A 21,166-nucleotide genomic window follows, 5' to 3' on the forward strand; every position below is an offset into this window, starting at 1 on the left:
TGTAAAAAGGGCGCGCCAGAGCGCGTTTTCGAACTAGGGTCCTTGCAAGAAACAAAAAGGGGAAACTCGATGAAATCCAGATATCTGCTTTCCGCGGCGGCCTTCGCGCTGGTCGCGGCCTGCGGCCAGTCCGATACGCCCGCGGAAGACAACGCCGCGGCTGAGGCCGAAACGCAGCAGCAAGCCGAAACGGCGGACGGGGCTGGCGAACAGCAAGTCGCCGACGCCAGCGCCGATCTCGGCGAATGGGGCGTCGATCTGGAGGCGATGGATACGTCCGTCGATCCGGGCGACGACTTCTATGAATATGTAAACGGCGAATGGCTGGAAACGACGGAAATCCCGGCCGACAAGACCAATTACGGCTCCTTCACCGCGCTGGCCGATGAAGCCGAGCAGCAGGTGCGCGAGATTATTCAGGACGCCTCCGCCACGGACGCCGCGCCGGGCAGCGCCGAACAGAAAATCGGCGATCTGTACAATTCATGGATGGATCAGGAAGCGATCGAAGCGCGCGGGCTGGAGCCGGCGCAGGCCGATCTGGACCGCATCGCCGGGCTTTCCAGCCATGAAGAAATCGCCGCCGCCATGGGCGATCCGGCGCTGGGCGCGCCCGCGCCCTATGCCGGTTACGTGGACATCGATTCCAAGCAGACCGACCGCTACGTCTTTTACATCACGCAGAGCGGCCTCGGCCTGCCGGACCGTGATTACTATCTGAACGACGACCAGCGGTTCCAGGATATCCGCGCGGCCTATGTCGATTATATCGAGCAGGTCTTCACCATGGCCGGAATGGAAGGCGGCGCCGAAAAGGCGCAGGCCATTCTGGAGCTGGAAACGGCGATGGCCGAGAACAGCTGGGAGCGCGCCAAGCGCCGCGACCGCAGCCTGACCTATAACCTGATGACGCTGGACGAGCTGAAGGACTACGCGCCGGGCTTCGACTGGGACGCGACCTTCGAGGCGGCCGGCCTGTCGGACCAGGACGAGTTCGTGGTGCGTGAAAACGACGCCATCCAGAAGCTCTCCGCGACGTTTGCGGACACGCCTGTCGAGACCTGGAAGGACTATCTGACTTTCCATTATATCGACGGCAATGCGAACGCCCTGCCCAAGCAGTTCGACGACGCCAATTTCGCTTTCTACGGCAAGACGCTGAGCGGCCAGCCGGAACAGCGCGAGCGCTGGAAGCGCGGCGTCTCCGTGGTCAATGGCACGATCGGCGAAGCGGTCGGCAAGGTTTATGTCGAGCAGCACTTCCCGCCGGAAGCCAAGGCGCAGATGGAAGAGCTGGTCGAGAACCTGCGCATCGCCTTCGAGCGCCGTCTGGACAATGGTGTCGAATGGATGGGCGCGGAAACCAAGGAAGAGGCGCGCGCCAAGCTGGCGGCCTTTACCCCGAAAATCGCCTATCCTGACGAGTTCGAGACCTATGACGGTCTGGAAGTCGTGGAAGACGACTATTACGGCAATCGCCGCCGGGCGCAGGTCTGGGGCTGGAATGACATGATTTCCAAGCTGGGCCAGCCCATCGACCGCGGCGAATGGTTCATGACCCCGCAGACGGTCAATGCCTATTACTCGCCCAACCGGAACGAGATCGTGTTCCCGGCCGCCATCCTGCAGGCGCCGTTCTTCGACCCGAACGCCGATCCGGCGGTCAATTACGGCGGCATCGGCGCGGTGATCGGCCATGAGATGGGTCACGGGTTCGACGACCAGGGCCGCAAATCCGACGGCACCGGCACGCTTCGCGACTGGTGGACCGAGGAAGACAATGAGCGCTTCGAGGCGCTGGCCGGCAGATTTGGCGAGCAGTACGCCGCCTATGAGCCGATCGAGGGCTACACGCTCAATCCCGAGCTCACCATGGGCGAGAATATCGGCGATCTGGGCGGCATGAACCTCGCCTATGAGGCCTACAAGATCTCGCTGGAAGGCAAAGAAGCGCCGGTTCTGGACGGCTTCAGCGGCGATCAGCGTTTCTTCATGGCCTGGGGCCAGGTCTGGCAGCGCCTGTATCGTGACGAGGAGCTGATCAACCGGATCAAGACGGACCCGCATTCGCCGTCCGAATTCCGCGTAAACGGCGTCGTCCGCAACATGGATGAGTGGTACGCCGCCTTCGATGTCAGCGAGGAAGACGCCCTCTATCTGCCCCCGGAAGAGCGGGTAAAAATCTGGTAGCGCACGCGTTACCTAACCACTGTCAGCGCCCCGGATATTGTCCGGGGCGCTTTCTTTTTGGTCCGGCGCCCTTTATGCACCCCCGTGACAAAATGCGCTGTAAGCGCGAATTGCCGCTTTGCGGCCGGGGCTTTAAAGTGATGTTCGGGACTAAAGGGCAGGCAAACTCCTAGATGAAACGCCGACAAGCAGCCAGCGCCGAAGAGCGCGGGGCGCAAAAGATTCGCGCTGCGTTCGAGGCTGCGCGTCCGCACTTCGCCGCGGCTGCCTTCTTCAGCATCTTCGTCAATGTGCTGTACCTGTCATCGCCGCTCTACATGCTGCAATTGTATGACCGGGTTCTGCAGTCCGGCAGCGTGCAGACACTGGTCTTCCTGACCATCCTTCTTGTGGTTGCGCTGGCGGTTCTGGCGACGCTGGACATCATCCGTTCGCGCCTGCTGTCGCGCGCCGGCTCCCGCCTTTCGAACCAGCTTTCGACCACGATCATGAAGACCATGGTCGAGACGAAAGCCCGCGGCGAGCGCAATCCCAAGATTGCACAGGCGATGCGCGATTTTGACACGGCCCGCAATTTCTTCGGCGGCAATGGCGTTCACGCCTTCTTCGATGCGCCCTGGACGATCATCTTCCTGCTGGTCGTAACGATGATCCACCCGATCCTGGGCCTCATCGCCTTCCTCGGCACAGTGCTGTTCGTGGCGCTGGTCTATCTGAACGAACGCCTGGTCCGCACCCCGCTGAACGAAGCGAACGACGCCAATGCGCTGGTGCATTCCACCAGCGAGGTCGCGCTGAACAGCGCCGAGGCGATCCGCTCCATGGGCATGACGGACGAGCTGTCCCGCCGCTGGGGCGAGGGCCGCGCGAACGCCAATAATCTTCAGGTGCGCGCGCAGGACCGTTCGGCCCTGCTGAGCGGCATCATCCGTTTCCTGCGCCTGCTGCTGCAGGGCATCGTGCTGGGCGCCGGCGCGCTGCTGGCCATCAACCAGCTGGTCACGCCCGGCGGCATGATCGCCGCCTCCATCCTGACCGCGCGGGCGCTGGCCCCGCTGGAAATGGCCGTGACCCACTGGAAAGGCTTCATTTCCTCCCGCCAGGCGCTGGCCCGCGTGCGTGAAGCGCTGGAAGGCGCGCCCATCGAGCGCACCCAGCAGAGCCTGCCCAAGCCGAAGGGCGAATTGCGGGTCGAAAAGGTTTATCTGCGTCCGCCGCAAGGCGAGGGATACCTGCTGCAGGGTATCTCTTTCGGACTGCTGCCGGGCGAAATGCTGGGCGTTGTCGGCCCCTCGGGCGCCGGCAAGACCTCGCTCGCCAAAGCGCTGGTCGGCCTGCGCCGTCCCGCCATGGGCGCGATCCGTCTGGACGGCGCGGATGTTTCCGACTGGAGCCCGGACGAGCTGGGCGGCTATATCGGCTACCTGCCGCAGGAACTGTTCCTGATTGCCGGCACGGTGCGCGATAATATCTGCCGCTTTGACGCCGGCGAGGGCGTGGACGAGCGGGTTATCGCCGCCTCCCGTCTGGCGGGCGCGCACGAAATGATCCTGCGCCTTTCCGCGGGTTACGATTCCTTCGTCGACCAGAATGGCGGCACGCTGTCCGCCGGTCAGCGGCAGCGCGTTGCGCTGGCGCGGGCGCTGTACGACGATCCGTCCTTTATCGTTCTGGACGAACCCAATTCCAATCTGGACCAGGAAGGCGAAAACGCTCTGGTCCAGACCCTGAAAGTTCTCAAACAGCGCAACGTGACCAGCGTGGTCATGGCGCACCGGGCCGGCGTTCTTCAGATCGTCGACCGCCTGCTGGTGCTGCGCGACGGCCGCGTGGAGCATTTCGGACCGCGCGACAAGGTTATGGCCGAGCTGAACGAGAAACAGAAAGCCAATCAGGCGCGCCTGCGGGCCGTTCAGGGCGGCAAGACCGATGATGGCGGGGACTCGGCGTAAGATGACTGCACTGGTTGCCGGATCGAATAATTTGCCCGCCATCACGGACGAGGAAGAAAACGCCTCGGTCGACAATCCCCGGCGCGACATCCTCTTGGGCTTTATCGTTATTGCGCTGTTCTTCGGCGGGTTTCTGGGCTGGGCCGCTTTCGCGCCGCTGGACGCCGCCGCGGTGGCGCCGGGCGTGGTTCAGGTCTCCGGCAACCGCAAGGCCGTGCAGCACCTGCATGGCGGAACGGTCGACGAGATTCTCGTGTCGAACGGCGACCGCGTGACGCGCGGCGATCTGATGGTCCGCATGGATACGGACGAAATGCTGGGCAATCGCCGTCAGCTGCTGTCCCGCCTTATCACGCTGCGCGCCCGCGAGGCGCGTCTGCTGGCCGAACAGGCCGGGCTTGATACGGTCGAGGCCGGGCCGTGGCTCTCCAGCCTGACGGGCGACGCCGCGGAAGAAGCCGCCGGCGCCCTGTCTTCCGAACAGGATCAGCTGAATACGCGGGCCGACAGCCTTATCGGTCAGATCGACGTGCTGCAGCAGCGCAAGGTTCAGCTTCAGCAACGCATTCAGGGTCTGCAGTCGCAGTTGCGCGCCAATACGGAGCAGCGCAGCCTGCTGCAGGACCAGCTGGCTGATGTTCAGCAGCTTTACGAAAAAGGCCTGTCGCCGCTGACCCGTGTCCGGCAGCTGCAGGGGCAGCTGGTCTCGCTGGAAGGCGATAATGGCCGCCTCAACTCATCGATCGCCGAAGCGCGGGAAACGATGGGCGAGGTCGACCTGCAGATTTCAAGCCTGCAGGACGAGCTGAACACCGATGTCACGGCGCGTCTGTCGCAGACGCAGCGCGAGATCGCCGAGGTCCAGCCGCAATATGACACGATCGCCTTGCGCGTGGAGCGCGCGGAAGTCCGCGCGCCGGTCTCCGGCCTTGTCGTCGGCATGAGCGTCTTCACCGAAGGCGGGGTTGTTTCGCCCGGCCAGGTCCTGATGGAGGTCGTGCCGGAGGAAGAGCCGCTGGTCATTCGCGCCCGCGTCGATCCCTCGCAGGCGGATGACGTGCAGATCGGCATGGAGGCCGAGGTGCGTCTGGAAATCGCCCGCAGCCGGGAAAACCCGATCCTGTTCGGCGAAGTGACCGGCCTGTCCGCCGACCGCATTGTCGATGAGCGCACGGGCATGCCGTATTTCGACGCCGAAGTCGTGGTGCCTCCGGAAGAAATGCAACGGCTGGAAGAATTCATCGGCCGCGAGATCACCTTGCGTCCCGGTTATCCGGCGCAGGTCATCATCCCGCTTCGGGCACGGACCATGATGGGCTATCTGGCCGAGCCGATTACCGGCGCGCTCTGGCAGGCCGGCCGCGAGAACTAGAAGAAAGGCGCGGTCCCTAAGCGCCTTTCCGGTTCTTCACCAGATCATCCACCACCGCCGGTTCGGCCAGGGTCGTGGTATCGCCCAGCTGGTCATGCTCGTTCGCGGCGATCTTCCGCAGGATGCGGCGCATGATCTTGCCGGACCGGGTTTTCGGCAGGCCGGGCGCGAACTGGATATGATCCGGTGTGGCGATAGGGCCGATTTCAGACCGCACCCAGTCCTTGAGCGATTTTGCCAGCGCGTCCGACTCCTCGGCATTCGCTTTCAGCGTGACATAGGCGTAGAGGCCTTGCCCCTTCACATCGTGGGGGAAGCCGACCACGGCCGCCTCCACCACGTCCTCATGGGCGTCCAGCGCGGCTTCCACTTCCGCCGTGCCGATGCGGTGGCCCGAGACATTGATCACATCATCGACCCGGCCGGTGATCCAGTAATAGCCATCCGCGTCGCGGCGGGCGCCGTCTCCGGTGAAGTAACGGCCGGGATAGGTTGAGAAATATGTCTCGATAAAGCGCTGATGGTCGCCATAGACGGTGCGCATCTGGCCTGGCCATGAGCGTTTGATGACCAGATTGCCGCTGACAGCGCCTTCCAGCTCGTTTCCGTCCGCGTCGACCAGCGCCGGCTCGACCCCGAACAGCGGCCGGGTGGCGGAGCCGGGTTTCAGGTCCGTCGCGCCGGGCAGGGGGGAAATCAGCACCCCGCCGGTTTCCGTCTGCCACCAGGTGTCGACCACCGGGCAGCGCCCGTTGCCGACCACCTCATAATACCAGAGCCAGGCTTCCGGGTTGATCGGTTCGCCCACCGTGCCCAGTACGCGCAGGGAGGAGCGCGAGGTCTCCCTGACCGGATCGTCGCCAAACCGCTCCAGCGCCCGCAGGGCGGTGGGGGCCGTGTAGAAGATATTGACCTTGTGCTTGTCCACGACGCGCCAGAAGCGGGAGGCGTCGGGATAGGTCGGCACGCCTTCGAACATCAGCGTCGTCGCGCCGTTCGCCAGCGGGCCATAGACGATATAGGAGTGACCGGTCACCCAGCCGACATCGGCCGTGCACCAGTAGACTTCGCCTTCGCGGTAATCGAACACGGCCTCGTGCGTCAGGGCGGTATAGACCATGTAGCCGCCCGTCGTGTGCAGTACGCCCTTGGGCTTCCCGGTGGAGCCGGAGGTATAGAGAATGAACAGCGGATCTTCCGCGTTCATCGGCTCGCAGGGGCAGTCCGGCGAAACATCGGTGCGGGCGAAGGCGTAGGAAATGTCCCGGCCTTCCACCATGGCGACATCGGCGCCGGTGCGCTCCACCACCAGAACGCTTCGCACGCCGCCGGCCTTCTCCAGCGCCTTGTCGACATTGGCTTTCAGCGGAATGGTCCGCCCGCCGCGGACGCCCTCGTCGGCGGTGATGACGAAATCGGATTCGCAGTCGTTTATGCGCCCGGCCAGGCTGTCGGGCGAAAATCCGCCAAACACCACCGAATGCACGGCCCCGATGCGCGCGCAGGCCAGCATGGCGTAGGCGGCTTCCGGGATCATCGGCATATAGATCGTGACGCGGTCGCCTTTCTCCACGCCGCGCGCCTTCAGGATGTTCGCCATCAGGCAGACTTCGCGGTGCAGCTCGGCAAAACTGATCCGCTTGTCCTGGTCGGGCTCGTCCCCCTCCCAGATAATCGCCGTTTCGTCGCTTCGGTTTTCCAGGTGCCGGTCCACGCAATTATAGCAGGCGTTCAGAACGCCGTCGGCGTACCAGCGGATATGCAGGTCGTTCTTGTCCCAGGAGACGTCCGAGACCTCATCATAAGGCTCTATCCAGTCCAGCCTGCGGCCTTGTTCGCGCCAGTATGACTCCGGATCGGCGATGGAGCGAGAATACGCCTTTTCGTAAGCCTGACGGTCAAAATGGGCGGATGCGGCCATGTCAGACTTGGCGGGAAAGCTTTTGCGCTCCATGGGGGAGTCCTCGTTCGCTGGGGCGGTGAGCCTTGGGGATACGAAGTATTCAGGAGACGGCGCCCGGCTTCAATGGGGCGGCGGCGCCCGTCACGCCCGCTGAAACGCGCTTTAAATCGTGATTGGAAGAATTAACGCGCAGGGAGGGTAAAACCTGTCCCAAATCGCGAAAAAGCGTGGCGTGAATACCACGGTTTCGGTTTTCGACCGCGTTTTGGCTTTTTGCGATTGATTTGCGCGGGCTTTCTGCTTCTAATCGTAAAGATTGTTAATGTTTGCGCTGACATGGGGGAACTTCGCATGGCGCTTATTCCTGGCACAACCGGCATTGACCGGATTCAAGGCACGGCTAATCCGGACGTCATTTATGGCGCTTCGGGTCCCGATGAGATCTTTGGCAATGGCAGCGCGGACCTGATCTATGGTCAGTCCGGCGCTGACAATATTTACGGCGGCACGGGCAACGACACCATCTATGGCGGCGCCGCGGGCGACCTGCTGTGGGGTGAAGAAGGCTCCGACCTGATCTATGGCGGCGCGGGCCGTGACTTCATCAATGGCGGAACCGGCACCGATACGCTGGTCGGCAACGCCGGCGCGGACATCATCTTCGGCGCCGACGGCGATGACGTGATCATTGGCGGCAACGCCTCCGACCGCCTGCTGGGCGAAGCGGGCAACGATACGTTTGTCTTCTTCGGCAATGACGGCGCGGACATCGTGTTCGGCGGCGACGGCACGGATCTGGCGACCTTCGCCAACTCCTCCTCCGGCGGCTATGTCTTCGTGATCAACGCCAATGGCTCCGCGACCGCGACCCCGACTGTCGGCGGCCGTATCGCCATGTTCGATGTTGAAATCATTGCCGGCTCCACGGCGACGGACTTCTTCTTCGGCAATAGCGGCGATGACGTCTTCTACGGAGTTGGCGGCGGCGACACCATCTTTGGCGGTCAGGGCAACGACTTCCTGTATGGCTCCACCGGCACCGACAGCATCAATGGCGGCGGCGGCAACGACACCATCTATGGCAACGGCGGTTCCAACCTGATCTATGCCGGCGGCGGCGCGGACCTCGTGTTCGGCGGCACCAGCTTCAACCTGATCTACGGCCAGGGCGGCAACGACACCATCTATGGCGGTTCGTCTTCCGACGCCATCTTTGGCGGTTCGGGCGATGACGTCCTGTCGGGCGGTTCCAGCACGGACTTCCTGTACGGCAACTCCGGCAACGACGTTCTGTATGGCGGCACGGCCAGCGACGTCCTGCAGGGCGGCACCGGCGAAGACCTGCTGTTCGGCGGCCTCGGCCGGGATGTGATGAATGGCGGCGATGACGCCGACACCTTCGTCTATCTCAGCGCGGCTGAATCCAATGGTCCGGTTCTGACCTCGGCTGACCTGATCACTGGCTTTGACGAGGACGAGGACACGATTGATCTCTCCGCGATCGACGCCAATGACACGGTGCCGGACGATCAGGCCTTCACCGTTGTCACGGCCTTCACCGGCACGGCCGGCGAGCTGGTCATTTCTGTCACCGGCGTGTCCACCTGGACCATCTTCGGCGACACGAATGGCGACGGCATCGCCGACCTGACGATCGGCGGCACGGGTGAAATCATCCTGGCCGGCAATATCGTTCTGTAAGCTGTCTGCTTCAGGCAAAAGAAAAGGCCCTCCATGTGGAGGGCCTTTTTTTGTTCCGGATACAGATTGCTAGCGGCTGACAATCCGCACGGGGGCCGCAGTGACTGTTTCGATACGGCAGACGCGGCCCGTCATGTCATGGGCAAAGGCGATTTCGCTTTGATTGGCGCGTCGCAGAACCAGAAGCCCGTCATGAAAGGCGTAGGCGTCGCGCGCACTTATGGCGAAACGGGTCTCGCCGCCGCGGCCGGCAAAATTATCGCATCTCACGGCGCCGTCCGCGCCGGCGCGGCGCCATTCGATCATCTCGGGCGCAGGCGCGGGCGCAGGCGCATCGCCGCGCAGGGAGGGGGCGTCCAGCGCGCGCGTGGCTTGCGGCGCCGGGCCAAAGCCCGCCGCAAATAAAGCCAGAATTGCGATTCCGTAGCGCATCGGATTCCACGTTCGCGGCGCCAGTCAGCGCCAACCGCTCCTGACGCGCCGCAGGATCAACCGCCACGGCGCGCCGGTAATTTGCCTCAGTCAGAATGCGCCTGCAGGGTTGAATCGGGGTTAACAGCCCCCGAACGCCAAAATCCCGGCCGCAAACGCAGCGCTCCCGGTGAACCAGTCGGCCCGGGCAGAATACGTCGCTATGTCATTGGAAAGGATGGCGCGCCGGGGAGGATTCGAACCCCCGACCCCCAGATTCGTAGTCTGGTGCTCTATCCAACTGAGCTACCGGCGCCGATCCGTGGAAGGCGCGGAACCTAGCGGCGCTTGGCGTGGTGTGCAAGCGCCTTGAAGGCCCTTTCGGCAGTCATGAATGCAGATCGCGCCAGCTGCGCATCCCGCCCAGCGATTGCGCCTCGTAAACGCCGCGCGCCACGGCCCGCGCCAGCGTGTCCGCCGCCGCCGCGCCAAGCTGCGCCAGGCTGAGCGGGGCGGGGTCGGCCAGGCCCTGCCGGGCGGTGGAGAGGACGAACACGACATCGCCGTCAAAAGGCGTGTGAACGGGGCGTATGGCCCGCGCCAGCCCGTCCTGCGCCATGACCGCCACGCGCCGGGCCTGCGCCGGGGTAAGGGCCGCATCGGTGGCGATGACGGCCAGCGTGGTGTTCTCCCGCGCGTTCGGGTCCAGTTTGGTTCCGGTCCAGTCGCCGGGAGGCAGCCTGTCCGGGCCGGGCGCGCGGCCGCCATACTCCGCGCCGATCTCGAACGGCGCGGCCCAGAAGGCGCCGTCCGGGCGTGTCACGGACCCGAAACTGTTTACGCAGGCCAGCGCCCCGACCGTCACGCCCTGACCGGTCACCAGGCTTGCCGACCCCGTCCCGCCCTTCAGCATTCCCGCCGCGGCCCCATAGCCCGCCCCGGCATTGCCGAGCGCGAAATCCTCGCCCGCCGCGGCCAGCGCCGCCTTGCCGAGATCGCGATAGGGCGGCGATTCGCCCCAGTCCTTGTCGCCGCCATTGGCCAGATCAAACAGAATCGCGGCCGGCGTGACGGGGGAAGGCGGAACGCCGTCCTGCGCCGTCAGCGCGAATCCGCGCCCCCGCGCGCCCAGCGCCGCCGCCACGCCGTCCGCCGCGGCCAGGCCATAGACAGAGCCCCCGGCAAGGACCAGCGCATCCACGGCCTCCACAAGCGTGTCAGGGGCCAGGGCGTCGGTCTCCCGCGTGCCCGGTCCGCCGCCGCGCACATCCACGGCGCAGACCGCGCGCGCCTGCGGATAGAGGACGGTGACCCCGGTCCGGGCGCCGGCGTCTTCCGCCTGTCCGACCAGCAGGCCGGGCGTATCGGTAATCAGGTTTCTTGCGCCGGGCCGGGCCATACGGTTTCGCCCCTTTCATGACGGTGTCGCGCCGCTATGCTCGCCCTAAACTACAGGAGCCTTCAAGCATGATCCGTTTTTTCCTCTCCGCCGCTTTCCTCGCCGGCTGCGCCGCGCCGCAATCTGATGCTCAGGTCGCGGCCGATCCCGCGCCCGCGGAAACCATGGCGGATGGCGGCATGGTGGCCGCGGCAAACCCGCACGCGGTCGAGGCGGGTCTGGAAATTCTGCGCGCGGGCGGCGGCGCGGCTGACGCGGCGGTGGCCGTGCAGGCGGCGCTGGGGCTGGTGGAGCCGCAAAGCTCGGGAATCGGCGGCGGGGGTTTCCTGGTCTATTTCGACGCCGCCACGCAGGACGTGACCGTCTATGACGGGCGGGAGCGCGCCCCGGCGGCGGCCACGGAGCGTCTCTTCTATGGCGAGGATGGCGAGTTGATGGGGTTCGTCGAGGCCTGGATGTCCGGCCGCGCGCCGGGCGTTCCGGGCGCGGTGGACGCCCTGCGTCTGGCGCAGGCCGATCATGGCCAGCTCGAATGGAGCGCCCTGTTCGATTATTCGGTCAAGCTGGCCGAGACCGGGTTCGAGGTTTCGCCGCGGCTGAACAATCTTCTCGTCCGTCTGGGCGAATTCGGGCCGCTGGACGAACGGCCGGGCACGGCCACATATTTCTATGACGCGCGCGGCGAGGCGCGGCCTGTCGGCTATGTCCTGAAAAACCCGGACTATGCCTGGACGCTGCGGTCCATCGCCGACAATCCGCGCGCCCTGCTGGACAGCGATATTGCCGGAGACATCGTCACCGCCGCCCGCGGCGCGCCGCATGGCAGTCTGCTGACGGTGGAGGACCTGAACGCCTATGAGGCGCAGAAGGAAGACGCCGTCTGCCGCCCGTATCGGGTCTGGCTGGTCTGCTCCGCCCCGCCGCCGTCATCGGGCGGGGTGGCTATCAATTCGGCGCTGGAAATTCTGGAAAATTCGCCGATCCGCGAAAACGGGCCGGACACCGCCGCCGGGTGGCACTATCTGATCGAAGCGATGCGCCTGGCTTATGCGGATCGTGACCGCTATGTCGCCGATCCCGAATATGCCGACGTGCCGGTCGATGCGCTGCTGGACGAGGCTTATCTCGCCCGCCGCGCCGCGCTGGTCTCCGCTGACGCCGCGATCAAGGGCGTGGAAGCGGGCGATCCTTTCGCCGGATCGGAGACCTATGGCGAGGACACGACCGAGCCGGCGCCCGGCACCAGCCATTTCGTGATTGTCGACGGCGCCGGGAACGTGGTTTCCATGACCACGACGGTGGAATCCGCCTTCGGCTCCCACATCTTCACCAATGGCTTCCTGCTCAATAACCAGCTCACCGATTTCGCCCGCGAGGCCTATGACGAGGAAGGCCGGTTGCTGGCCAATGCGCCGGCGGGCGGCAAGCGTCCGCGTTCCTCCATGTCGCCGGTCATCGTGCTGGATCGCGAAACAGGGGAGTTTGTTCTGGCGGCCGGATCGCCCGGCGGCAATTCGATCATCGCCTATGTGCTGAAGACCGTGGTGGGCGTGCTGGACTGGGGCCTGACGCCGCAACAGGCGGCGGAGCTGCCCAATGTCATCGCGCGCGGGGAAACCGTGCGCATCGATGAAGGTTTTTCGCCGGAGATCGCAGACGCGCTGCGCGCCATGGGGCATCAGGTGGCGGAGCCTGAAGGCGAAATCTCGGGCATTCATGCGGTGATGAAAACCGATGACGGCCTGATCGGCGCCGCCGATCCGCGGCGCGAAGGTCAGGCCCGCACGCCTTAAGGCGCGGCGGGCGCGCGAACCGCGAAAACGCTGCCCGCCGGTCCGGTCGAGACCAGAACCACATCGCCGCCATTGGCGCGCGCCAGTTCGCGCGCGATGGACAGGCCCAGACCCGCGCCGCCATTGGCCCCGGACGCGCCGAATGGCCTGAACAGGGTCTTTTTCGCTTTTTCGGGCACGCCGCCGCCTTCGTCGGCCAGCGTCACGACCCAGTCTCCGCCCTCCTGCGCGGCGCTGACCGTCATGACGGGCGTGCGGGCGCGCTCCATGGCGTGCAGGCCGTTGCGTATCAGGTTCACCAGAATGCGGTGAAGATGATCGGGATCGAAACTGATCTGCGCATCGTCAGGGATCTGGTTGCGCCAGACCATGTCCCGGTCGAACGCGCCGGCGTCCGACGCGGCGTCCTCCACTGAGGCCTTTAGCGCCAGGATGCCGGGGGAGGGCGTGCGCTCCTCCGCCTTGCCGTATTTCAATGTGTCCTCGGTCAGAGAGACGCCGCGCGAGACGGAGCGGACAAGCCGCTCTCCCATTTTACGCACGCGGGGGTCTTCCTCATGCGCCAGCCGGTCCGAGACCAGTTGGGCGGAGGCGAGAATATTGCGGAAATCGTGTGAAATGCGCGCCACCGCCGCGCCAAGCGAGGCCAGCCTGTTGCGCTGGACCAGCGCATGGCGGAGGTCGGACTGCATGTCCGCAAAGGCGCGTTCGGCCTCGCCGATCTCGTCCCGGCGGGCGCTGGGGCGGGTGATGAGCCCGGCGTTCTGCGGGTCGTCGCGGAACCGCGTCATGGCCCGCGACAGCCGCCGGATCGGCCGCACCAGAATGAACAGAAGCGATAGATAGATCAGCGTGGCGGTAATCAGAGAGATCAGAACCGAAAGCCCCAGAATACGCCAGGAATAGGCGATCAGGGCCTGTTTCAGCGGCTGGTGAAACAGCAGGACCTCGATGAATTCGGCGTCCGTGCCGCTGCGGGGGGCAGCCAGAATGCGCAAGGTCAGGTCTTCGGGCGCGGTCAGGGATCGCAACGCGCCGCCCATGCCGTTCATTACGGTCTGGTCGCGCAGATCGACCGTTTCCAGCATTTCGGGCATGAAATCCTCGCGGCTGAGGATCAGCTCCCGCATGCCGTTGCGCTTGACCGCGATGGCCTGAACCTCGGCATACATCAGCAATTCGTCGGCCAGATCCTGCGTTACCATGCGGTCCGGCGCGGCCTCCACGGCCAGCGAGGCGGTGATCGCCGCTTGGGCGCGTTCATTCATCCAGTCCAGCCGGTAGGAGGCGGCGGAGGGAAAATAGATCAGGATCTCCGCCAGCATCACGAAGGCGATGGTCAGGCCCAGCAGGCGGGCAGGCAGGCCCAGCCACAGGCGCGGCGGCTCCTGCAGGCGGTCCTGGTCCTGAGGGTCAGGGGAATCGGCGGCCTGTCTGTCCATGCCCGGTCCGTTTTTCGTGTGGCCGCGCAGCTTACTGGAAAACCGTAAGAAATCGAGCCAGACGCTTCGCCCACGGGCCGAACACCGCGTCCTCGTAATAGGCGCCGGCGGCGCGCTTGGCCGCCTCCCCGCGCGTGGGATAGGCGGGCACGTATTCGGTGAGGGAGCGTACATTGCCGCCCGCCGCGATCACCGCCTGCACGGTCTGCAGCATGTCCGCCGCCCCTTCGCCCAGAATCGATGCGCCCAGGATTTCCCCGCCCTTGCCGACAACCAGTTTCACCCCGCCCTGGACGTCGCCTTCCGCAATGGCGCGGTCATTATCGTCGAACGCCCATGAAACGGCGCGGACCTTGTCGCCATGCTCCTCGCGCGCTTCGTCTTCGGTCGGGCCAAACCATGCGAATTCCGGCTCCGTGTAGAGCGCGCGGGGGATGATGGCGCTTTCGGCCTTTGTTCGCTGCGCGAAATAGAAATTCCGGATCAGCACGCTGGCGTGCCAGCCGGCGGCGTGGGTCAGCATGTCCAGCCCGGCGGCGTCGCCGGCCGCGAAGACGCGCTTGTTCGTGGTGCGCAGCTTGCCGTCCAGCACGAAACCGCGCCCGTCCGTTTCGATCCCCGCCGCTTCAAGGCCCAGACCTTTCGTGCGGATGCGGCGGCCCGTCGATACGAACAGGCGGTCGCCTTCGATAACGCCCGCGGCGTCGGTCTCGACCCGGATCGTATCGCGCTCGGCCGAAATGCGTTCGGCTTTGGTCCGGCTGTGAATCGTGACGCCTTCCTCGCGCAGCCGGGCCAGCAGGGCGCCGGCCTGGTCCGGATCGGCGCCGGCCAGAGGCTCCGCCGCCTCGATCACCGTCACCTCGGCGCCCAGACGCCGGAACGCCTGCGACATTTCCAGACCCGCCGCGCCGCCGCCCAGAATAACAAGGTGGCGGGGCCGCTCGGTGATATCGAACAGGGTCTCGTTGGTCAGATAGGGGACCGTATCCAGCCCCTCGACCGGCGGAATGAAGGGATCGGCGCCGGTCGCCAGCACGAATCGCTTCGCTTTCACGCGGATACTGTCCGATTCCATGCAGTCACTGGCCGTGAAGGCCGCGCGTTCCCGCACCACGGTCACGCCCATCTTCTCGAACCGTTCCTGCGAATCGTTGGGCGCAATGGCGGCGATGGCTTTGTGCACATGCGCCATGACCGCGGGGAAATCGATCTCCGGTTCGCCCGCTTTCACGCCCAGCGCGTCCGACCGCCGGATATCCTCCGCGCGCCTGGCGGCGGCCAGCAGCGCCTTGGACGGCACGCAGCCGGTGTTCAGGCACTCCCCGCCCATCTCGCCGGCTTCGAACAGCACGACCGACAGGCCAAGACGCGCCGCGCCCGCGGCGACGGAGAGGCCCGCCGCGCCGGCGCCGACAACACAGAGATCAGCTTTGAGCGTTTTCTTTTCCATGGCGCTGGAGATAGGCCGAGCGCACGCGGAAAACCAAGAGGCCGCCGGTCAACAAACCGATCACAATTAGGGGAGCGAGAATGCCCGGACGCGCCAGAAGCGTCAGGTCGAGGTCTTCTCCCGCGGCGATGGCTTCGCCCGCGCCCGCGCCCAGCGCGACCAGGGTAAGGGTGGCCGGGACAAGACCGATCAGAGAGGCGGCGAAATATTTCGGCAGCGGCACCCGCGCCAGCCCCGCCGCCATGTTCAGGAAGAAATAGGGGATCACCGGCAGGAAGCGGAAGGTCAGGATGGTCATGAAGGCGTTGTCCTCCAGCATCCCCATAACCTTCTTCAGTTTCGGCCCGCCGCGTTCCTCGATGGTCCGGCCGACCGCCGTGCGCGCGGCGAAATAGGAGGGCAGGGTCCCCAGAACCGCGCCGGCCATGGCCAGCGCCGAGCCATAGAGAAAGCCGAAGAAGAAACCCGCGGCGGTGACCATCAGCGCCGCGCCGGGCGGCAGCGTGGCCGCAACGACCGCGTAGACCAGCACGAAAAGCACGGCCAGAATCACCGCCGTTCCGGGGCTGGATTGCCATGCGGCGATGGATTCCCGGTGCCCGCGCAGCGCATCCAGCGTCAGCTGGTCGCCCAGCCCCAGCGCCCAGGCCGCTATGCCCGCGCCCAGAAGGATGATAAGCGGCGCCAGGCGCCAGAGCAGATTACGCCCCATAAGGTGTTCTCTATCGCGTTGTTGTGCGGTTGAAGCCTTGACCCCGTGCGGGATGAGGGCTATCTGCCCCGCTTTCAGAAAACAAGCGGCGCAACACATTGAACCGCGGAGGCCAGAGCGATGAAACGTACTTTTCAGCCGAGCAAGATTGTTCGCAAACGCCGTCATGGATTCCGTGCGCGCATGGCCACCAAGGCCGGCCGTCTGGTTCTTGCCCGGCGCCGGGCCAAAGGCCGCAAGAAGCTGTCCGCCTGAGCGGAGAGCCTGCGCCTCTCGCCGCCTTGCCGCGGCTCACTTCCCGTAAGGAATTTCTCTATGTCGCGCGCGGATCGCGCGATGTCCGCCCCTGCGTGATGATCCAGGCGCGGCGCTCTGACGCGGCCGGCGAGGGCGCGCGCATGGGCTTTACCGCCACAAAGAAGATCGGCGGCGCGGTTATTCGCAACCGCGCAAAGCGCCGGCTGCGCGAAGCGGCGCGCGAACTCCTCCCTCAATATGGACTTGCCGGGTGCGACTATGTCTTTATCGCCCGCGGCAAAACGGCTGACTGCGACTGGTCAGCCTTGCTTGACGATTCGAGAAACGCATTGATAAGGCTCGCGCGAATTCTTTCGCGCGATCACAATTAGGGCTCCGTTCGAGGATTTCGGGCGCGAGCGGAGCGAACTTTCATGAACGACCAGAAGAATCTCATTGTCGCCGTCGGCCTGGCCGTCGTCATCCTCGTTATTTACCAGATTTTCGTTCTGGGGCCGCAATCCGACCAGCGCCGCGCGGCGCTGGAGGCGGAGCGCAGCGCGGCGAGCGAAAGCGCGCCCACCGTCTCCGCTGACGAGATACCCTCCGGCCCCGCCGCCATGCGCAGCGTCGAGGAGGTGAGGGCGGATTCAGAGCGCGTGGCGATTGATACGCCCAGCCTGCGCGGCTCGCTGTCGCTGTCCGGCGCGCGGATCGACGATCTCTATCTGAAGCGCCACTACAACACGGTCGATGCCAAGGAAGAGCAGGACGCCAGCGAGCAGGTGGAGCTGCTGGTGCCGCGCGGCGCCGACCACGCCTTCTACACCTATCTCGGCTGGGCGACCGTGGAGGGCGGGCCGCAGGGCCTGCCGGGCCTGGATACGCCCTGGCGGCTGGCGGAGGGCGAAACCCTGACCCCGCAGACGCCGGTGACGCTGGAATATGAAAGCGGCGGCCTGAGCTTCCAGCGCGTGATCAGCGTGGACGAGGACTATATGTTCACCGTCCAGCAGCGCGTGACGAACAATTCCGGCTCCGCCGTGGTGCTCAGCCCCTATGGCCAGGTGCGCCGTCATGGCCTGCCGGCCAATTTCGCGCCCTTCTATATCCTGTTTGAAGGCGGGATTGGCTCGGTCGGCGGAGAGCTGAAAGAGAAAAAATACCAGAAGCTGGCCGACGGAACGACCGTGACGGGCGAAGGCCAGAATGGCTGGGTCGGCATTACCGACAAATATTGGCTGGCCGCCGTCATCCCGCCGCAGGGCGAGACGTTCGATCTGGAGCTGGATGCAATCAGCCCGGCCGGCTCTGACATCTTTGAATCCAGCTACCGCATTCAGGCTTTCTCCCTGGCCCCGGGCCAGAGCCGCGATGTCACCTCGCGCATTTTCACCGGCGCCAAGGAATATGACATCCTCAACGAATATCAGGGACAGGGCGTGGACCGCTTTGTCTGGGCCATCGACTGGGGCAATTTCTGGTTCCTGACCCGGCCCTTCTTCTGGAGCATCGACAATATCTACGATCTGGTCGGCAATTTCGGCGTCGCGATCCTGATTTTCGTGGTGCTGATCAAGCTGATCATGCTTTTCCCGGCCAACAAGGCTTATGCCTCCATGGCCCGGATGAAGGCGCTGCAGCCCAAGATGAAGGAGCTGCAGGAGCGCTATAAGGACGACCGGCAGAAGCTCAGCCAGGAAATGATGGCGATGTACCGGCGGGAGAAGGTGAACCCGGCCGGCGGCTGCCTGCCCATGCTGATCCAGATCCCGATCTTCTATGCGCTCTACAAGACGATTTTCGTCACGATCGAGATGCGCCACGCCCCGTTCTTCGGCTGGATCCGCGATCTTTCGGCGCCGGACCCGACCCAGATCGGCAATCTGTTCGGCCTTCTGCCCTATGACGCTTCCGCGATTCCGCTGATCGGGGGACCGATCCTGTCCATCGGCATCTGGCCGATCATCATGGGCCTGACGATGTGGGGCGTGCAGTCGCTGAACCCGCCGCCGGGCGACAAGATGCAGGCGCGGATCTTCGCCATGATGCCCATTATCTTCACCTTCATTCTGGCGCGTTTCGCCGCCGGTCTGGTGATCTACTGGGCGTGGAACAACCTGCTGACGCTGATCCAGCAATATTTCATCATGCGCCGCCACGGCGTGGAGACGCAGGCCGACAAGCTGCTGGCCCGCCTCCGCGGCCGCAAAGCGGAGAATGAAGGCTGAACGCGCCCGCCTTCAAAGCCGAATTCGAGCCCGCGCAGATGCAGGCGGGGGAGCGCCTGTTCGCGCGCCCGATCGATTTCGTGCGCGGCGTGACGCGGCTGGAAGACCTCCCGCATGAGGAATGGCCGGAAACCGCGTTTGCCGGGCGCTCCAATGTCGGCAAGTCCTCGCTGCTGAACGCGCTGACCAACCGCAAGAGTCTCGCCCGCACATCCGGCGATCCGGGGCGCACGCGGGAGCTGAACTTCTTTGACGCTGGCGGCGAGCTCTTCCTCGTCGACCTGCCGGGCTATGGCTATGCCCGCGCCCCGAAGACCGAAGTGAAGCGCTGGACGGCCCTGACCCGCGACTATCTGCGCGGCCGCCCGACTCTGAAACGTGTTTTCCTGCTGATAGACTCCCGCCACGGCATCAAGGCGGTGGATGAGTCGATCATGGATGTTCTGGACGAAGCGGCGGTCTCCTATCAGCTGGTGCTGACCAAGACCGACAAGCTCAAGCGCCCGGAAGTAGACAAGCGGCTGGCCGAGACCTCGGCGAAGATCGCCCGGCGCCCGGCCGCGCACCCCGTCATCCACGCCACCTCGTCCTCCAAGACGCTGGGCCTTGGCGAATTGCGCGCGGAGATCGCCGCGCTGGCGATCCAGTGATCCGTTCCGCGTTTCTCGCCCTGGCGCTGTCCGCGGCGGGCGGCGGCGCGGCGAATGCGTGGGACCTTTGCAACGAAACCAGCTTCATCCTTGAGGCCGCCGTCGCCTATCAGGACAGCGGCGCCATCATGACCGAGGGCTGGTACCGCATCCGCCCCGGCGAATGCGTCGAAGGCGGGCCGGAGGAAGTCATCGGCCCGCGCTTTGTCTATGCCCGCTCGGCGCTGGCCCATCGCGGCGGTCGGCGCGAATGGCAGGGTCTGGAGGCGCTGTGCGCCGATAGCGGCGATTTCCTGCTGCCGGGCGACGCGAATTGCGAGGCGGAGGGGCTGGAAACCCTGTTCTTCAACGCCGTCAGCCCCGCCGCCGAGGATTCCACCTTTGTCGAGCCCGCAGATTACGGCGACAAGGCGGAGCTGGCGGGTTTCCAGCGGCTGGCCGGGGATGCGGGCGGTGATTTGAGCATGGAATCGCTTTCCGAGAGCCGCGCCGTGCGCGCCGCGGAGACCGTGCTGGCCAATGAGAAGGGCGAGCGTCCGGAGGACCGCGCCGCCTGGATGGACTGGCTGGAAACCGTTGCCCGCGAACAGCGGGAGGCGGAAGGCCTCAGCATCTGCAATCAGGCGGACCGGACCATCTGGACCGCCTATGGGCGCGAGGACGAGGATACGGGCCGTTCGCGCGGCTGGTGGTCCATCGCCCCCCGGGCCTGCGCCAAGGTGCTGGGCGAGCCGCTGCAGGCCGCGGGCAAGTATTTCATCTATGCCGGCCTGCCCGCGGACGATCCGGCGGCTGACGACCACATGCTGCTGTCCGCGACCGAGGCTTTCTGCCTGGCCCCCACCCGGTTTTCCATCAATGGCCGGGAGGAGTGTTCCGACCGCGGCTATGACGAGGGCCGCTTCATGCGCGTCGCCACGGGCGAGGATCGCGGCGTGACCATCACGCTTGGCCCTGGCGATTTCGAAGGCGCGGAGGAGCCGGAAGACCGCCCGGCGCTGCGCCGGTGAGCGCCCCCGATTTCAGCCATGTCGAGGCCTGGGTCTTCGATCTCGACAACACCCTCTATCCCAGCGAATGCGATCTGTTCGCCCAGATCGACGTGCGCATGCGCGACTGGGTGGCCGATTTCCTGAAAGTCTCGCCGGACGAGGCGCGCATTATCCAGAAACGCTATTACGCCGATCACGGCACCACGCTGAAGGGCCTGATGGCCGTGCACGGCGCCGATCCGGGGCCGTATCTGGACTATGTGCACGAGATCGAGCTGGACGTGCTGGAGCATGACGCCCTGCTGGCCGAGCGCATCGCCGCGCTGCCCGGCGCGCGCGTGGTGTTCACCAACGGCTCGGTCCGCCATGCCGAACGCGTGCTGGAAAAGCGCGGCCTGGCCGATCTCTTCGACGCCATTTTCGACATTCAGGCCGCCGGGTTCGAGCCCAAACCCGCCCGCATCGCGTTCGACCGCATGGCGAAGGCGACCGGCGTCGCGCCGCGGCGCGCGGCGATGTTCGAAGATCTGGCCCGCAATCTGGAGCCCGCCGCCGAACTCGGCTTCACCACCGTTCTGGTGACCACCGGCAAGGACTGGAGCCATGAGCCGGAGGGCGCGCGCCCCGCCGCCGCGGGCGAGGCGCCGGACTTCGTCGACCACGTCACCGATGACCTGACCGCGTTTCTGGGCGATCTGAAGGTCAGGAAGGCGGCTTGACCGTTCGGC

At 65.2% G+C, this 21,166-nt stretch carries 17 protein-coding genes and 1 tRNA gene; 11 read left to right on the forward strand and 7 right to left on the reverse strand.

The features are described from left to right. Positions 1-69 precede the first annotated feature (69 nt). The 3 genes from L338_RS06570 (at position 70) to L338_RS06580 (ending at position 5,514) form a co-directional block, all read left to right on the forward strand. Entirely contained in the window at positions 70-2,190 is a 2,121-nt protein-coding gene (locus tag L338_RS06570; protein ID WP_022697574.1) for a M13 family metallopeptidase, read from the forward strand. A gap of 173 nt (positions 2,191-2,363) precedes the next feature. Beyond that, positions 2,364-4,142 (forward strand): type I secretion system permease/ATPase, encoded by a 1,779-nt coding sequence (locus L338_RS06575; protein ID WP_022697575.1) that lies wholly within the window; start codon positions 2,364-2,366, stop codon positions 4,140-4,142. A 1-nt stretch (position 4,143) separates the two neighbouring features. Next, positions 4,144-5,514 (forward strand): HlyD family type I secretion periplasmic adaptor subunit, encoded by a 1,371-nt coding sequence (locus L338_RS06580; protein WP_022697576.1) that lies wholly within the window; start codon positions 4,144-4,146, stop codon positions 5,512-5,514. 16 nt (positions 5,515-5,530) lie between these two features. Here L338_RS06580 and acs read toward each other — a convergent pair whose 3' ends face one another. Further along, positions 5,531-7,468: an acetate--CoA ligase gene (gene acs, locus L338_RS06585; RefSeq protein ID WP_022697577.1), complete on the reverse strand. Its 1,938-nt coding sequence runs from the start codon at positions 7,466-7,468 to the stop codon at positions 5,531-5,533. A 300-nt stretch (positions 7,469-7,768) separates the two neighbouring features. On the opposite strand from acs, the gene L338_RS06590 reads away from it, so the two are divergent. After that, a complete protein-coding gene (locus L338_RS06590; RefSeq protein WP_022697578.1) occupies positions 7,769-9,118 on the forward strand; it encodes a calcium-binding protein in 1,350 nt (449 codons plus the stop codon). A gap of 69 nt (positions 9,119-9,187) precedes the next feature. Here the strand turns inward: L338_RS06590 and L338_RS06595 are convergent, their stop codons facing one another. The 3 genes from L338_RS06595 to L338_RS06605 all read right to left on the reverse strand — a co-directional run bounded on the left by L338_RS06595 (position 9,188) and on the right by L338_RS06605 (position 10,928). After that, positions 9,188-9,550 carry a hypothetical protein gene (locus tag L338_RS06595; RefSeq protein WP_022697579.1) on the reverse strand — a complete coding sequence of 121 codons (363 nt, stop codon included), beginning with the start codon at positions 9,548-9,550 and terminating at the stop codon, positions 9,188-9,190. 218 nt (positions 9,551-9,768) lie between these two features. After that, a tRNA-Arg gene (locus L338_RS06600) sits at positions 9,769-9,845 on the reverse strand. A gap of 72 nt (positions 9,846-9,917) precedes the next feature. After that, on the reverse strand, positions 9,918-10,928 hold the full coding sequence (locus tag L338_RS06605; protein ID WP_022697580.1) for a P1 family peptidase: 1,011 nt from the start codon (positions 10,926-10,928) through the stop codon (positions 9,918-9,920). A 68-nt stretch (positions 10,929-10,996) separates the two neighbouring features. On the opposite strand from L338_RS06605, the gene ggt reads away from it, so the two are divergent. Continuing rightward, positions 10,997-12,721 (forward strand): gamma-glutamyltransferase, encoded by a 1,725-nt coding sequence (ggt, locus tag L338_RS06610; RefSeq protein WP_022697581.1) that lies wholly within the window; start codon positions 10,997-10,999, stop codon positions 12,719-12,721. Here ggt and L338_RS06615 read toward each other — a convergent pair. From L338_RS06615 to L338_RS06625, 3 genes are read right to left on the reverse strand one after another with little or no spacing between them, the layout of a single operon-like run. Continuing rightward, the gene (locus L338_RS06615) at positions 12,718-14,163 is read right to left on the reverse strand and encodes a sensor histidine kinase (protein WP_022697582.1); all 1,446 of its coding nucleotides are present in this window, start codon (positions 14,161-14,163) and stop codon (positions 12,718-12,720) included. The genes ggt and L338_RS06615 overlap by 4 nt on opposite strands. A 31-nt stretch (positions 14,164-14,194) precedes the next feature. Then, positions 14,195-15,616 carry a dihydrolipoyl dehydrogenase family protein gene (locus L338_RS06620; RefSeq protein ID WP_022697583.1) on the reverse strand — a complete coding sequence of 474 codons (1,422 nt, stop codon included), beginning with the start codon at positions 15,614-15,616 and terminating at the stop codon, positions 14,195-14,197. Then, entirely contained in the window at positions 15,591-16,328 is a 738-nt protein-coding gene (locus L338_RS06625) for a TVP38/TMEM64 family protein (protein ID WP_022697584.1), read from the reverse strand. The genes L338_RS06620 and L338_RS06625 overlap by 26 nt, the downstream gene beginning before the upstream one ends. Before the next feature lie 120 nt (positions 16,329-16,448). On the opposite strand from L338_RS06625, the gene rpmH reads away from it, so the two are divergent. Genes rpmH through L338_RS06655 form a run of 6 tightly spaced genes read left to right on the forward strand, consistent with a single transcriptional unit; the run spans position 16,449 to position 21,157 of the window. After that, a complete protein-coding gene (gene rpmH / locus L338_RS06630; protein WP_022697585.1) occupies positions 16,449-16,583 on the forward strand; it encodes a 50S ribosomal protein L34 in 135 nt (44 codons plus the stop codon). Between the two features lie 26 nt (positions 16,584-16,609). Beyond that, entirely contained in the window at positions 16,610-16,957 is a 348-nt protein-coding gene (gene rnpA, locus L338_RS06635) for a ribonuclease P protein component (protein WP_022697586.1), read from the forward strand. Positions 16,958-16,999: 42 nt separating this feature from the next. Further along, on the forward strand, positions 17,000-18,796 hold the full coding sequence (gene yidC, locus L338_RS06640; RefSeq protein WP_022697587.1) for a membrane protein insertase YidC: 1,797 nt from the start codon (positions 17,000-17,002) through the stop codon (positions 18,794-18,796). 38 nt (positions 18,797-18,834) lie between these two features. Then, a complete protein-coding gene (gene yihA, locus L338_RS06645; protein WP_022697588.1) occupies positions 18,835-19,446 on the forward strand; it encodes a ribosome biogenesis GTP-binding protein YihA/YsxC in 612 nt (203 codons plus the stop codon). After that, the gene (locus tag L338_RS06650; RefSeq protein ID WP_022697589.1) at positions 19,443-20,456 is read left to right on the forward strand and encodes a DUF1036 domain-containing protein; all 1,014 of its coding nucleotides are present in this window, start codon (positions 19,443-19,445) and stop codon (positions 20,454-20,456) included. Before yihA ends, L338_RS06650 begins: the two co-directional genes overlap by 4 nt. Continuing rightward, positions 20,453-21,157 (forward strand): pyrimidine 5'-nucleotidase, encoded by a 705-nt coding sequence (locus tag L338_RS06655; protein ID WP_022697590.1) that lies wholly within the window; start codon positions 20,453-20,455, stop codon positions 21,155-21,157. The genes L338_RS06650 and L338_RS06655 overlap by 4 nt, the downstream gene beginning before the upstream one ends. Positions 21,158-21,166: the final 9 nt, after the last annotated feature.

The sequence above is a fragment of the Euryhalocaulis caribicus genome (genome assembly GCF_000412185.1).
GTDB classification, from domain to species: domain Bacteria; phylum Pseudomonadota; class Alphaproteobacteria; order Caulobacterales; family Maricaulaceae; genus Euryhalocaulis; species Euryhalocaulis caribicus.